The sequence below is a fragment of the Streptomyces sp. NPDC059679 genome, from assembly GCF_042734105.1.
Lineage (GTDB): Bacteria > Actinomycetota > Actinomycetes > Streptomycetales > Streptomycetaceae > Streptomyces.
Map to the genome: position 1 here is coordinate 29,583 of NZ_JBHWES010000089.1, position 13,582 is coordinate 43,164.

At 69.8% G+C, this 13,582-nt stretch carries 11 protein-coding genes, 4 tRNA genes, 1 pseudogene and 1 riboswitch; of the genes and pseudogenes, 9 read left to right on the top strand and 7 right to left on the bottom strand.

From position 1 onward, the window contains the following. Nucleotides 1-14: 14 nt before the first annotated feature. From ACFV2X_RS49660 to ACFV2X_RS49670, 3 genes are all read right to left on the bottom strand, one after another. Nucleotides 15-88, bottom strand: a tRNA-Phe gene (locus ACFV2X_RS49660). Nucleotides 89-92: 4 nt separating this feature from the next. Next, nucleotides 93-167, bottom strand: a tRNA-Asp gene (locus tag ACFV2X_RS49665). A 38-nt stretch (nt 168-205) separates the two neighbouring features. Beyond that, nucleotides 206-278, bottom strand: a tRNA-Glu gene (locus tag ACFV2X_RS49670). Nucleotides 279-494: 216 nt separating this feature from the next. On the opposite strand from ACFV2X_RS49670, the gene ACFV2X_RS49675 reads away from it, so the two are divergent. The 5 genes from ACFV2X_RS49675 (at nt 495) to ACFV2X_RS49695 (ending at nt 5,446) form a co-directional block, all read left to right on the top strand. After that, the gene (locus tag ACFV2X_RS49675) at nt 495-845 is read left to right on the top strand and encodes a metallopeptidase family protein (RefSeq protein WP_014178321.1); all 351 of its coding nucleotides are present in this window, start codon (nt 495-497) and stop codon (nt 843-845) included. Nucleotides 846-1,032: 187 nt separating this feature from the next. Continuing rightward, a complete protein-coding gene (locus ACFV2X_RS49680) occupies nt 1,033-1,542 on the top strand; it encodes a hypothetical protein (protein WP_385629556.1) in 510 nt (169 codons plus the stop codon). Between the two features lie 217 nt (nt 1,543-1,759). Then, a complete protein-coding gene (locus tag ACFV2X_RS49685; protein WP_385629558.1) occupies nt 1,760-3,850 on the top strand; it encodes a DEAD/DEAH box helicase in 2,091 nt (696 codons plus the stop codon). A 142-nt stretch (nt 3,851-3,992) separates the two neighbouring features. Then, nucleotides 3,993-4,065, top strand: a tRNA-Lys gene (locus ACFV2X_RS49690). 211 nt (nt 4,066-4,276) lie between these two features. Next, nucleotides 4,277-5,446 (top strand): right-handed parallel beta-helix repeat-containing protein, encoded by a 1,170-nt coding sequence (locus tag ACFV2X_RS49695; protein ID WP_385629561.1) that lies wholly within the window; start codon nt 4,277-4,279, stop codon nt 5,444-5,446. A 126-nt stretch (nt 5,447-5,572) separates the two neighbouring features. Here the strand turns inward: ACFV2X_RS49695 and ACFV2X_RS49700 are convergent, their stop codons facing one another. The 4 genes from ACFV2X_RS49700 to ACFV2X_RS49715 form a co-directional block, all read right to left on the bottom strand. Next, the gene (locus ACFV2X_RS49700; protein WP_385629562.1) at nt 5,573-5,989 is read right to left on the bottom strand and encodes a hypothetical protein; all 417 of its coding nucleotides are present in this window, start codon (nt 5,987-5,989) and stop codon (nt 5,573-5,575) included. Nucleotides 5,990-6,265: 276 nt separating this feature from the next. After that, nucleotides 6,266-6,688 carry a hypothetical protein gene (locus ACFV2X_RS49705; RefSeq protein WP_385629565.1) on the bottom strand — a complete coding sequence of 141 codons (423 nt, stop codon included), beginning with the start codon at nt 6,686-6,688 and terminating at the stop codon, nt 6,266-6,268. A gap of 222 nt (nt 6,689-6,910) precedes the next feature. Then, entirely contained in the window at nt 6,911-7,477 is a 567-nt protein-coding gene (locus tag ACFV2X_RS49710; RefSeq protein ID WP_385629566.1) for a hypothetical protein, read from the bottom strand. A 254-nt stretch (nt 7,478-7,731) separates the two neighbouring features. Then, complete coding sequence (locus ACFV2X_RS49715; RefSeq protein WP_385629569.1) at nt 7,732-8,166, bottom strand: hypothetical protein; 435 nt, start codon at nt 8,164-8,166, stop codon at nt 7,732-7,734. A gap of 443 nt (nt 8,167-8,609) precedes the next feature. On the opposite strand from ACFV2X_RS49715, the pseudogene ACFV2X_RS49720 reads away from it, so the two are divergent. From ACFV2X_RS49720 to ACFV2X_RS49735, 4 genes and pseudogenes are all read left to right on the top strand, one after another. Beyond that, nucleotides 8,610-9,312 (top strand): annotated as a pseudogene (locus ACFV2X_RS49720) (DUF6227 family protein). Between the two features lie 362 nt (nt 9,313-9,674). Then, the gene (locus tag ACFV2X_RS49725) at nt 9,675-10,778 is read left to right on the top strand and encodes a PP2C family protein-serine/threonine phosphatase (RefSeq protein ID WP_385629574.1); all 1,104 of its coding nucleotides are present in this window, start codon (nt 9,675-9,677) and stop codon (nt 10,776-10,778) included. A 223-nt stretch (nt 10,779-11,001) separates the two neighbouring features. Next, nucleotides 11,002-11,178, top strand: a riboswitch (cyclic di-AMP (ydaO/yuaA leader). A gap of 11 nt (nt 11,179-11,189) precedes the next feature. Beyond that, complete coding sequence (locus ACFV2X_RS49730) at nt 11,190-12,347, top strand: M23 family metallopeptidase (RefSeq protein WP_385629571.1); 1,158 nt, start codon at nt 11,190-11,192, stop codon at nt 12,345-12,347. Between the two features lie 191 nt (nt 12,348-12,538). After that, a complete protein-coding gene (locus ACFV2X_RS49735; protein ID WP_385629572.1) occupies nt 12,539-13,516 on the top strand; it encodes an aldo/keto reductase in 978 nt (325 codons plus the stop codon). The last annotated feature ends 66 nt before the right edge of the window (nt 13,517-13,582 follow it).

Consider the following 13,582-nt stretch of genomic DNA (forward strand, 5'->3'; position numbering starts at 1 on the left):
CTGTTCAGCGGCAGTGGCTGGGGCCGGGGTCGAACCGGCGACCTTCCGCTTTTCAGGCGGACGCTCGTACCAACTGAGCTACCCAGCCGCAGCGGTCCTGACGGGATTTGAACCCGCGGCCTCCACCTTGACAGGGTGGCGAGCACTCCAAACTGCTCCACAGGACCAAGCTTGTGCGAGCTCTAGTCTCGCACATGGTGTTGCGTGCCCCCAACGGGATTCGAACCCGTGCTACCGCCTTGAAAGGGCGGCGTCCTGGGCCACTAGACGATGAGGGCTGATGGCCCACCTGGGCGCCTTCCGGCGCCGTCGGGGACGTGAGAAGCATATGGGATGCCGGTGAGGTTCGCCAAAACGGTTTCTTCCCCGGCCTGTGGCCGGGGCGTGTCGCGGTCCGGGGACGGGGGAGCGCGGCGGCCCGGAGCTTGTTCCGTGGGGGACGGATCCGCGTCATGGTCATCCCTTTCCGGGCCCCGCTGCCGGACAATGGCCACGTGCTGGAGATGACGCGCGAGGAGTTCGAGGAACTGGTCGCCGAGGCCCTGGACCGGATCCCGCCGGAGCTGACGCGGCTGATGGACAACGTCGCGGTGTTCGTGGAGGACGAGCCCCCGGCGGGGGACCCGCAGCTGCTCGGGCTCTACGAGGGCACGCCGCTGACCGAGCGCGGCGAGTGGTACGCGGGTGTGCTGCCGGACCGGATCACGGTCTACCGGGGGCCGACGCTGCGGATGTGCGAGTCGCGCGAGGACGTGGTCGAGGAGACGGAGATCACGGTGGTGCACGAGATCGCGCACCACTTCGGGATCGATGACGAACGGCTGCACGCGCTCGGCTACGGCTGATCCGGCCGGTGCGTGTCCTGGGCGCGCGTGTCCTGGGCGGGGCGGGTCCAGTTGGGCAGTGCGTCCCGTCCGTACGCGCCCTGGAGGCCCGCCCCGCATGCCCGGATCGCCCGCTCCCCGTCCCGACCGTCCCGCCCGCTCCTCCGGGGCGTCCCGGACCTCTCGCGTCCAGCGGGGCCCATGCCTGGTGGCGACCCTCGTCGCCGCGGCCGTGGCCCTGGCGGGCTGTACGAGCGTGTCCGACGGCCCGAAGCGTCCGGGCCCGCAGCACGGCGCCCGCGACCGCGACGGGGCGGCTGAGCCGGGCGGGGGCGTGGCGACGTCGGACGGCAGGGCGCGTACGTATCCGGACGCCGGGCCGGACGGCGACCGCGGAGGGGACGCCAAGGACGGGAAGGGTGGGAAAAAGGACGCGAAGAAGGGGGATGAGGGGGAGAAGGAGGCGAAGCGGTCGGCATCGGCCTCCGCGCCGGGCGCGGCCGAGCGCTCGCCCGCCAAGCCCCCCAAGAGCGGACCGGGCCCGCAGCGGCCGGTGCCGTCCGCGCCCTCGTCGGCGACGTCGCCGTCTGGGGGCTCCCCCTCCACCGCCGTCCCCTCCAGCCCGTCGTCGAGCGCCCCGGAGCCGCCGCGGCCGACCACCTCCGCCCCGGCGTCCCCGCCCGCGTCACCGGCGCCGGAGGCCGACGAGACGGAGTGACGGAGAGCACGTCGGGCGCCGCGCGGCGGATTTGCTCTTGAGGGGTGGAAGTGCGTATGGTGGTAGATCGTTTGATCCCATTTGCCCGGCGCCAAACCGAAGAGCGCCGCGTGGCGCGTTCCTTACCTTCCCGTGGCTGACCGCACTGAGGCGGTTTTTTGCGATATCACACGGAGCTTGGGCGCGTGCCGAGACTCCGGAAGGTTTCGCAATTCGCATGTCCGTTGCCACTGACCACGCCGTCATGCCCGCTGCCGACGAGCAGACCGAGCTGACCGAGCAGGCCGAGCGCACCCAGACCGCCGAATCCGCCCAGTCCACCGAAGACAGCAAGTCCGCCGAAGACAGCCAGACCACCGACCAGCCGCAGGCCCCCGAGGAGCCCCAGATCACCTTCGGTGACCTCGGCCTCCCCGAGCAGATCGTCCGCAAGCTGGCGCAGAACGGCGTCACCACGCCGTTCCCGATCCAGGCCGCGACCATCCCGGACGCCATGGCCGGCAGCGACATCCTCGGCCGTGGCCGCACCGGCTCCGGAAAGACCCTGTCCTTCGGTCTTCCGCTGCTGACCACGCTGGCCGGCGGCCACACCGAGAAGAAGCGCCCCCGCGGCCTCATCCTCACCCCGACCCGCGAGCTCGCCATGCAGGTGAGCGATGCGCTGCAGCCGTACGGCGACGTCCTGGGCCTCAAGCTCAAGGTGGTCTGCGGCGGCACCTCGATGGGCAATCAGATCTACGCGCTGGAGCGCGGGGTCGACATCCTCGTCGCCACCCCGGGCCGGCTGCGCGACATCATCGACCGCGGCGCCGCGTCGCTGGACAAGGTCCAGGTCGCCGTCCTGGACGAGGCCGACCAGATGGCCGACATGGGCTTCCTGCCCGAGGTCACCGAGATCCTCGACCAGGTGCCGCAGGGCGGGCAGCGGCTGCTGTTCTCCGCGACGCTGGAGAACGAGATCGACACCCTCGTCAAGCGCTACCTGGTCGACCCGATCACCCACGAGGTGGACCCCTCCGCCGGCGCGGTCTCGACCATGACCCACCACGTGCTCGTGGTGAAGCCGAAGGACAAGGCGCCGGTCACCGCCGCCATCGCCGCGCGCAAGGGCCGCACGATCATCTTCGTACGGACCCAGCTCGGCGCCGACCGCGTGGCCGAGCAGCTGCGCGACGCCGGGGTGCGGGCCGAGGCGCTGCACGGCGGCATGACGCAGGGGGCCAGGACCCGGACGCTGGCCGACTTCAAGGACGGCTATGTGAACGTGCTGGTCGCCACGGATGTCGCCGCGCGCGGTATCCACGTCGACGGCATCGACCTCGTCCTGAACGTGGACCCGGCCGGCGACCACAAGGACTATCTGCACCGGTCCGGCCGTACGGCGCGGGCGGGGCAGAGCGGCACGGTCGTCTCGCTGGCGCTGCCGCACCAGCGGCGGCAGATCTTCCGGCTGATGGAGGACGCGGGCGTCGACGCCTCGCGCCACATCGTCGGCGGCGCCGGTGTCTTCGACGAGGACGTGGCGCGTATCACAGGCGCCCGCTCGCTGACCGAGGTGCAGGCCGAGTCGGCCGCGAACGCCGCCAAGCAGGCCGAGCGCGACGTCGAGGAGCTCACCCGGGAGCTGGACAAGGCGCAGCGGCGGGCGACGGAGCTGCGTGAGGAGGCCGACCGGCTGACCACGCGTGCGGCGCGGGAGCGCGGCGAGCACGTGGCCCCGGCGTCGGCCGTGGCTGAGGCCGGCGCCGCCTCTGTGGCCGCCGCCCCCGAAGGCGCCGCCGACGGCCCTGCCAACGCGTCGGCGGACATCGTGGTGCCCGCCCAGCGTTCGGCCGAGGCCGCGGTGGCCGACGCCGCCCCCCAGGCCGACGAGGCGCCGCGAGCCTCCTCGTACGAGCGCCGTGACGAGCGGGGCAACTTCGAGCGGCGGGACCGTCGGGACGGGGACCGTGGTGACCGTTCGTTCGGCCGCGACCGCCGTGACGACCGTCCGCGCGGCTCGTACGACCGTCGTGACGACCGCGGTGGCCGTCCGTTCGAGCGTCGTGAGGACCGTGACCGTGGCGGCTACCGCCGCGACGACCGCCGTGACGACCGTCCGGGGCGTCCGTTCGAGCGCCGCGACCACAACCACCGTGGCGGCGACCGCCCGTTCGGCCGTGACCGCCGCGACGACCGTCCGGCCCGCCGCGACGACCACCGGTCCGGCAACACCGGCGGCCGGTCCTACGAGCGCTCGTACGACCGCTCGCACAACCAGTCCTTCGACCGCCGCGCCGACAAGCCCCGCTGGAAGCGCAACGGCTGACGGGCCGCCCTTCGGTCGGCTGTGATGCCGACCGAACGGCCTACTGAGGGGCCGTGCAACACCCGGTTGTTGCACGGCCTTTCGACCCCGTGGGGTATTGGCTCGGGTCTTCGCCCCCAGCCGAGCTATGCTGCGGGGGTGCGGGTCATTAGCTCAATTGGCAGAGCAGTGGACTTTTAATCCATTGGTTCAGGGTTCGAGCCCCTGATGACCCACTGGCGAACCGCAGGTAGGCACCGCTGACCTGCGGTTTTCGTCGTTCTTGGCACATGGTGTCACCCACCTGCGCCCGAGCGGATGCCGTCCCCCGGCGCTCCGCTCAGGCTGATCTTGCTGCTTCGAGCCATCCGGACTCCAGCAAGGTTAAGGAGACACCTCGTGCGACGTGTGACAACCCTCCGTGGCCTCCGTGGTCTCGTCCCGGTCATGATCCTGGCGGCGTCCGTGTGGGGCGGCCCCGCGCCGGCGGTCGCCGTGGGCTCCGGGGGCGGGGGTGGTGGCGGGCACGGTCATGGTCATGAGCACGGCCACGACTACGAATCCGCCCATGGCGCCGACTACGACGAAGGCCATGACCGAGGCAACGGCGACGGTAGTGGTGGCGGCAAGGGCGGTGGCGGTGGCGAGCGTCCCGAAGTGGCCTGTGGGGATGTCTCCGGGCTGATCAGCGCCATCAACGACGCCAACAGCACGGGGGTGGGAGTGATCCAGCTCGCGCCGAGCTGTGTCTACACCCTCACCGGTCCGGCGGTGTCCCCGGGCACGAACGGGCCCGACGGGCTGCCGGTGATCACCGGGAATGTGACCCTCGTCGGCGCCAACACGACCATCACCCGGGGCTCGGCCACGGCCTTCCGCATCGCGGAGGTCGCCCCCGGAGGAACCCTGACCCTGACCGGCATCACGGTCTCCAACGGTTCGGCGACCACTGCCGGCACGGGGATCAACGGCGGCGGCATCCTCGACGCGGGGACGCTGAGGCTGACGTCGAGCGTGGTCACCGGAAACCTCGCGAGCAATGTCGGCGGGGGTATCGATGTCGCCAACAATGCCGTACTGGATCTCACCTCCAGTCAGGTGACGCATAACACCGCCGGTGACGGCGGTGGCATTCACATCAACTCAGGGGGATCGCTGTCGGCCACCAGCAGCCAGATCTCCGACAACACCGCAAATAGCGCGGGCGGGGGGATCTCCAACTTCGGGAACGTGACGCTGACCACGGTGGATGTGCTGCGCAATCACGCTATTGACTTCGAAGGCGGTGGGATCACTACCAACGGCGGCAATTTCACCATGAATTCCGGCTCGCTCAACGGTAATACATCCGGAAGCCACGGAGGTGGTATCGCCAACTTCGGCAGCCAACTGATGATGCAATCCGTCATCGTGACCAACAACACCGCCGGACAGAACGGCGGCGGTCTGTACAACGATTCGGGTAGTGCCCAGCTCATCGGCGACCAGGTGACTGGGAATACAGCCGGGGGTCAGGGCGGCGGCATTTTCATGAACGGCGGGACGGTGACGCTGACCGGGACTTTTGTGTCCGCCAATACCCCGGACAACTGCGTGCCGGGCCTGCCCGGGTGCTGAGAGGATCCGGCGCCCGATATCGAACGGGCGCGGCCCTGGAAGGAGTCCCTTCCAGGGCCGCGCCCATCGACCGGGGAGGTGGCGCCGCGATCCCGCCGGGGCGGGCACGCCGCACCCGCTACCGCATCAGTAGCTGTGACCGCGGCGGTTCGACTTCTTGCTCTTCTTGTTCTTGTTGTTGTTCTCGTGCGCCGAGGGCTGCAGCGCGACGTTGGCGCAGTTGCTGCCGATGTGCACGTCGCCGGACGGGGCCGCTCCACCGGTCAGCATGGTGGTGCCGGTGGCGGTGTCGCAGTCGTTGATCTGAGACGCACCGGAGTTCGTGAAGTTGATGCAGTCAGAGCCGATGTTCTGGTCGCCTGAGGGCGCGGCCATACCGGTGAGCATGGTGGTGCCGGTGTGCGTGTCACACGAGTTGCTCTGGACCCCGCCGCTGGAGCCGAACAGGGGTCCGACGCCGTAGGCGCTCGCGCCACCCGCCGTGCCGATGACCATCGCGCCGGCCGCTGCGGCCATGAGGGCGGCCTTCTTGCCAATCTGCATTGGTTGGTGCCTCCATTTAGGTTTCCGCGAATTCCGCAGACGCCTTGAGAACGAAGGCAATTGGGGAAGGATCCGGGGATGACCCCAGCTTCACCCGTCCGCCACAGTAAGGATATCTTCGCGGAAGTGCTCTCCGGGCCCGACTCACGAAAGTGGCCCCCGGCGGAAGTTATCCGCCGGGGGCCGTGGGCGAAGCCAAGTCAGACTGCCCCTCGAACGACCGGGGAGCCGGTGCCGCGATTCCGCCTGAGTGGGTACGAGGCACCCGCTATGGCATCAGTAGCTGTGGCCGCGGTGCGACTTCTTGCTCTTCTTGCCCTTGTTGTTGTTCTTCTTGTTGTTCGAGGTGGACTGCAGCGCGACGTTGGCGCAGTTGCTGCCGATCGTAATGTCGCCCGTCGGGGACGCTCCACCGGTCAGCATGGTGGTGCCAGTGGTGGTGTCGCAGTCGTTGCTCTGGAGCACGGCACCGGAGTTGGTGAAGTTGATGCAGTCAGAGCCGATCTTCTGGTCGCCGGTGCCCGCGGCCATACCGGTCTGCATGGTGCTGCCGGTGCTCGTGTCACACGAGTTGCTCTGGACGCCGCCGCTGGAGCCGAGCAGGGGTCCGAAGCCGTAGGCGCTCGCGCCGCTCGCGGTGCCGATGACCATCGCGCCGGCCGCTGCGGCCATGAGGGCGGCCTTCTTGCGAATCTGCATTGGTTGGTGCCTCCATTTAGGTTCTCCGCGAATTCCGCAGACGCCTTGACAACGAAGGCAATTGGCGAAGGATCCGGGGGGCGATCACAGCTTCACCCGTCCGCCGCAGTAAGGATATCTTCGCCCTCGAGTCCTCATGACTGCACACCCCTAAGCGGTTTCAAGATCGCGGCCCCCGGCGGAAGTTGTCCACCGGGGGCCGCGCGCGAAGCTGTCAGAATCTCATCGTCGGGAATGGCTCCCGCTGTTCCCACTGCTGCTCCGCTTGCCGTTTCCGTCGCCGGTTCCGGAGATGTTGGTGCATGTGGTCTCGGTGGTGACCTTGGGCCCTGGGGCAAGCGGCGAGATCGTGATGGGTCCGATCGTGGAGTTGGTAGCGCACTTGTTGCTCTGCTTCAGTGCTCCACCGGTCTTGCTGTAGTTGATGCAGTTCGTCCGGCTGGTGATATCGGGCGACCCGGCGAGACCCGCGTTAATGGTGATGGGCCCGATGGTGGAGTTGGTCCGGCACCGGTTGCTCTGCTCCATCACCCCCGACTCCGTGTAGTTGACACAGTTGGTCTCGGTCGAGAGGTCTCCTGTCGGACCCAGGCCGACGATGTTGATGGGACCGAGGACGGAATTCGTGTCACAGCGGTTTTTCTGGCTGCCGCCTTGGCTGCCGCCCTGACTGCCGGATGCGGGCTGGGCTCCCGAATCGTGGTCGGTGGCGCCTGCGCTGCCCGCGCCGCCGATGGCCAGCGCACCTACAGCCGCCAGAAGCAAGGCCGTCCTCTTGCGCCTGTGCATAAAGCCTCCAATGTGGGTTCTCGACGGTTATCCGCGAACATCTGACTAACGAGGGCAGTCGGCGATGGGTCCCCGAGCCGCCGCACCTCTACCCGTCCGGCGCATTAGAGACATCGTCAGTCTGCGCTGGCCGATTCCTCCTCGCAACGCCAAGGCGGCCCCGGACGAAGCAGTGTCCGGGGCCGCGATGGAAGCCAGAGATGCGTTCACCCTGCTTTTCTCATTCGGGGGAACACGGCGAACTTGGCTTGGGGTCAGCTGCCGTAGCTGTCGCTGCGGCCCTCGTCGCTGCGGCCCGCGCTGTAGTTGTTGTTGTAGCCGCTGCCGCCGGAGCGGACGTACGTGGTCGCCTTGGGGTAGGCGATGTTGGAGCAGCTGCTGCCGACCTTGGTGTCGCCCGAGGAAGCGAGTCCGCCGATGGAGGTGGTCGTCCCGCTGGATGTGTCACAGTCATTGCCTTGGTAGGACGCACCGCCATAGTTGACGTTGGCGCAGGTGCTGCCCATTTCGATGTCGCCCGTCGGGCCGGCTGCAGCGGTGTTCAGGACGACACCGGTGCGGGTGTCACACTCATTTCCCTGGTAGCCACCGCCACCACCACCGCTCGCGGCGGACGCGCCGCTCGCGCCGGCGAACACAATCGCGCCGGCGGTGGCGGCCAAGAGGGCGGCCTTCTTTACGATGTTCACTTAATTCCTCCCGGTGGGTGTCTGCCGCGGAATCGCGGACATCCACGTCAACGACGTAAATCTGTAAAAGCTTCGGGCTGGCTTTCACCTTCACTCGTGCGGCATAATTGGTCGCTCTTTTGCCTCGTTCGCCTTGCGCCTTCCGGCGGGAGAATCCGGCCGATCGGACCGCAGATGACGGGCGAGCGCGGAGGCTGTTACGCAAATTGCGAAAGAGGCGCCGTCAACCCCGCCCGGTACCGGAATCCCCCCGTCCGAGTTGTTCGACGGGCCGAACGAGTGATATATCCGAGCCTCCCGGCGCAGGACTGAGTGAGGCACGGCCCACAGACGGCTTCGCCGAACCGCACGCGCGGCCTGTGTTCGCGCCGCTACGGTAAGTGCGCGAGAAGAGTCGCCGGGGGGACGGCGAGCGGACGGCCGGGAGGCGGGAGGAGACAGGTATGGGGCACTCACGAGCTGGCGCGGGTGGCGGCACTCCTGCCGAGCACCTGGACGGGCTTCTCGCCCGCGCGCAGAACGGCTTCGAGATCGACGAGGCGGTGCTGGGCCGGGCCCGTGACGCCTTGATGCACCAGTCCGAGCTGCGCTCCTGCCGGCAGTGCAACGAGCCCGCCGGCCCGCTCGGCTACAGCACCTACCGCCATATCTTCCTGCTCCCCGACGGCAGCAGCCTGCTGCTGTGGGAGCTGGAGCACAACACCGGCCCGGACCGCCGCCCGCTGGGACGAGCTCGAGGGGTTACCGCTGTGGCTGCCCGAGCAACTGCTGCACGCCGTCGCGCCGGTGGAGACCCCGCGCGCGTACGTGTCCGACGACTCGGCCGACCACGCCCGCCGCGTGCTGCGCCGCGCGGAGAACCCGGACCGCCCCGGCGCGGACACCGAGCAGCTGCTCGCCACGGCGTTCGCCCATGACATCGCGCTGGCCCCGAAGCCGCGCCGCCGCCCCGGGGGCCCCGACGCCACGTGGTGCCGCTTCTATGAGCACGCGTTCCTCCTCGCCGGCGGGGACGAGATCGTCCTGTGGGAGCTGGAGCACAACCTGACCGCCGACGGGCGGCTGGTGTGCGAGGTGTATCTCGACGAGGTCTCCGCCGAGCTGGCGGCGGACCGCCACGCCCGCGCGCTCGGCGTCGACCTCTGACGCGTCCTCTTTCCTGTCCCTGTCCCTGTCCCTGTCCCTGTCCCTGTCCTCTTCCTCGTCCCCTTCCTGGGACCTGTGCCGTGTTCTGACGCACCCACCTGGCCGACACCGGCTCGCCCGACACCCCGTCACCCGGGAGCCTGGTGGGGTGTGTACGAACCGAACCCGCGCATGAGACGGCGTACAGGGCCATGAGGCGGCGTACGGGGCGCCGTACGAGACCGCGCGCGCCCCAGCGCGGGGAACCGCCGCGCGTGGAGGGACCCCGCGCGGACGTGGCCCGTGCGGACGGATCCCGGGCCGACGTGCCTCGCGCCGACGTTCCCCGTGCCGACAGACCCCGCGGGGACGACGAGGCGCCCATGGGCGCCTCCGGCCGCCGCTTCGCGCCCTGGCTCCCCGGCGTGCTGATCGTGGGCGGGGTCGTCTTCGACATCGTCACCCCGGCTGCCTACACCGCCGCCCCCTTCCTCGCCGCCGCCCCCCTGGTCGCCGCCCCGTTCTATCGGCTGCGGCTGACCGCCCTCGTCGGGACCCTCGCCGTCGCCGCCTCCTGCCTGCTGGCCGAGTTCCACGGGGTCCGGGACTGGGCCCAGTCGGCCACCGAGGTCGCCACCGTCGTGACGGTCGCCCTGCTGGCCCTCCTCATCAACCGTGTCGTCCGCCGCGGCTCCCGGCGGCTGGCGTCGGCACGCGGCATCGCGGAAGCGGCCCAGCGCGCCGTACTGCCCGTGCCGCCGGCCCGGCTGGCCGGTCTGGACGTCGCGGCCCGCTATGTGGCGGCCGAGCGGGACGCCGCGATCGGCGGCGACCTGTACGCGGTGCAGGACACCCCACACGGCGTACGGATGGTCATCGGCGACGTACGGGGCAAGGGGCTGGGGTCGGTCGAGGTGGTCGCGATCATCATCGGCGCCTTCCGGGAGGCCGCCGAACAGGAGGCCACACTGGAGGGGCTGACGCTGCGGCTGGAGCGGGCGCTGCAGCGGGAGCGGGCCCGGCGGGCCGATATCGAGCAGGCCGAGGGGTTCATCACGGCGGTGCTGGCCGAGATCCCCCGCGGCGACTCCACGCTCCGCCTGATCAACCGCGGCCACCCGGCGCCGCTGCTGCTGGACGGGGAGGGCGCGGTGCGCCAGGCCGATCCCGAGATGCCGGCGCTGCCGCTGGGGATGGGCGATCTGGGAGCGTGGCCGGACCGGGTGGAGGAGCTGCGGTTCGCGGAGGGGGTGACCCTGCTGCTGTTCACCGACGGGGTGAGCGAGGCGCGCGACGCACAGGGCACGTTCTACGATCCGGCGGTCCAGCTGCGCGGCCGCCGCTTCGCCGGACCGGTGGAGCTGCTCGACGCGTTGGTGGCGGATGTGGAACGGCACACGGGGGGCGGGACCGCGGACGACATGGCGCTGCTGGCGCTGCGCCGAGCTCCGGTGGCGTCGGGGGCCGAGCCCGAACACGTTCCGTAGCGGAGCATGACCCCTCCGGATAACGATTGACGCACGATCAGTTCGGGGGCGTTTCCGGGTGTGCTCGGGCCACTGCCGACTCACCCTCATCTGTCCCATGTTGGGCGTTAACGTCACCTCAAAGGTTGCTCTGATTCCCGGGAACGGCTTGGAATCGGGTCGTGCTCTCTATTAACGTTCGATAACGCAGCGCGGTCGTCACAACCGCCGCAAGAGGCGGCACCGTGCGCCGTCGCCGAATCCCGTACGCACAGCAGCACCAGCAGCAGAGCGACAACAGCAACACCAAGGGAACCGGGGAACCACCAACCTTGGGGTGAATCGGGTCGAACCTGACCCGTAGGAGACCTTCCTGCTCCGAACCCGTCAGCTAACCCGGTAGGCGAGAGGGAAGGAAAGGAGTGCGCCCGCGTGGCGTCCAACAGGTCTGCCCTAGAAGAAGCTCCGTCCCGCACGTCCGGCGCCGGAGCGGGGACAGCCACCCGCTACGGCTCCTGGTTCGAACCGGCCGCCGAGGCGAGGGCCGACCAGGACACCGAGACATGGGACGAGTGGAATCCCACTGAGGAATCCATAGCCCCGGTGCGCGGCCGGCACCGCGTCGCCAAGCAGCGCGGCGGCACGATGGCCCGCAGCGGCGCCGTCCTCGGCGTCGGCGTCATCGCGGCGGTCGGCGCGGGCGGGATGGCGAGCGCCAAGGACCGCCCCAAGGCCCCCATATCCATGCCGGACCTCGCACACGTCGCCGACAAGGTGACGGACGTCCTCCCCGACGCGGCGGACCTGCCCGGCATCGGCTCGCTGCTCTCCTCGGACTCCGGTTCCAGCTCCGACGGCACCTCGGCCGCCCCCCTCTCCCAGGCCGGCCTGACCTCCCAGGACGAGGAGAACGGCACCACCGACGCGGGCGAGGCGCTGCGCGCCCGCATCCTCCAGCAGGCCGAGAACCAGCAGAACTCCGCCGACGAGTCGCAGCGCGAGGCCGCGGCCGACGCCGCCGCCAAGCAGGCCGCTGAGAAGGCCGCCGCCGTGGCCAAGAAGGCCGCCGACGCGGAGGCGAAGCGGAAGGCCGAGGCGGAGGCGGAGAAGAAGGCCGCCGAGGCCGAGGCCAAGCGGAAGGCGGAGGAGGCGGCCAGGAAGAAGGCCGAGGCCGAGCGTCTGGCCAAGCTCGCCGCCCAGTACACCCTCCCCGTCGCCTCCTACACCCTGACCGCGTCCTTCGGCCAGGCAGGCAACATGTGGTCGGCCGACCACACCGGCCAGGACTTCGCCGCCCCGACCGGCACCCCGGTCAAGGCGCTGCACGGTGGCACGATCACCTCGGCCGGGTGGGCCGGTGCGTACGGCTACCGCATCGTGATCAAGCTGAACGACGGCACCGAGATCTGGTACTGCCACCTGTCGTCGATGGTCCGTACGTCGGGCTCGGTGACGACGGGCGAGGTCGTCGGCCGCGTCGGCGCCACGGGCAATGTGACCGGCCCGCACCTCCACCTGGAGGTCCGGCCGGGCGGCGGCAGCCCGATCGACCCGATGCCCTGGCTCCGCGCGCACGGGTTGAACCCGTGACCGCCGCGACCCTGCCGTCCCCCGCGACCCCGTCTCCCGCGGACATCTGCCCGATGACCTGCTGACCGGGTCCCCATACCCCGGCGGCCTTGGCGCTCTCTCCCCCCTTGACGCCAGGGCCGTCGGTTTTTTGCCGCTCATTGCGCCCGTACGGCGGAATACCCCTCTCCGCCTCGGCGCTGAAACAACGCATGGCTGACACCAAGGACACCAAGCAGACCAAGCAGGCTGAGAGCCGCAGGCAGATCGGTGATCTGTCCGTCTTCCCGCTCTCCCTCGGCGGGAACGTCTTCGGCTGGACGGCGGACGAAGCCGAGTCCTTCGCCGTGCTGGACGCCTACACGGCGGCGGGCGGCAACTTCGTCGATACGGCGGATGTGTACTCGGCATGGGTACCGGGCAACTCGGGCGGAGAGTCCGAGACCATCCTCGGCAACTGGTTCGCCTCACGGGGCAACCGCGCCGACATCGTCCTCGCGACCAAGGTGGGCGCAGGCGTGCCGACGCCCCGCGGGCTGTCCGCCGCGGCGATCAAGGCGGGCCTCGACGAGTCCCTGAAGCGCCTGCGCACCGACTACATCGACCTTTACTACACCCACTACGACGACACCTCGGTGCCGGTGGAGGAGATCATCTCCACGCTGGACGAGCTGGTGAAGGCGGGCAAGGTCCGCCAGATCGCGGCCTCCAACATCTCCGCCGAACGCCTTGAGGCATCCCTGGACTTCTCGGCGAAGGAGGGACTGGCCCGCTACGTGGCCCTCCAGCCGCACTACAACCTGGTCTCCCGCGACACCTTCGAGGGCCCGCTCGCCGATGTCGCCGCCCGCCATGGCGTGGTGACCCTCCCGTACTACGCCCTCGCGTCCGGCTTCCTCACCGGCAAGTACCGCCCCGGCGCCTCGGTGGACAGCGCCCGGGCCGAGGGCGCGGCGAAGTACCTGGAGACCGAGCGCGGCCAGAAGGTCCTCGCCGCCCTCGACGATGTGGCCGCCAACCATGGCGCCGCGCACGCTACCGTCGCCCTGGCCTGGCTGGCGGCCCAGCCCACGGTCGTGGCCCCGATCGCGAGCGCGCGTACGGTGGACCAGCTGCCGGCGCTGCTGGCGGTGGCGGACCTGAAGCTGACGGAGCAGGAGCTGGCGCTGCTGACGTCGGCGTCGGAGTAGCGCCCCTTACGCGTCCGTGGTGGATACGGGACAGGGACACGCCGACGTCACGGCGTGTCCCTGTCC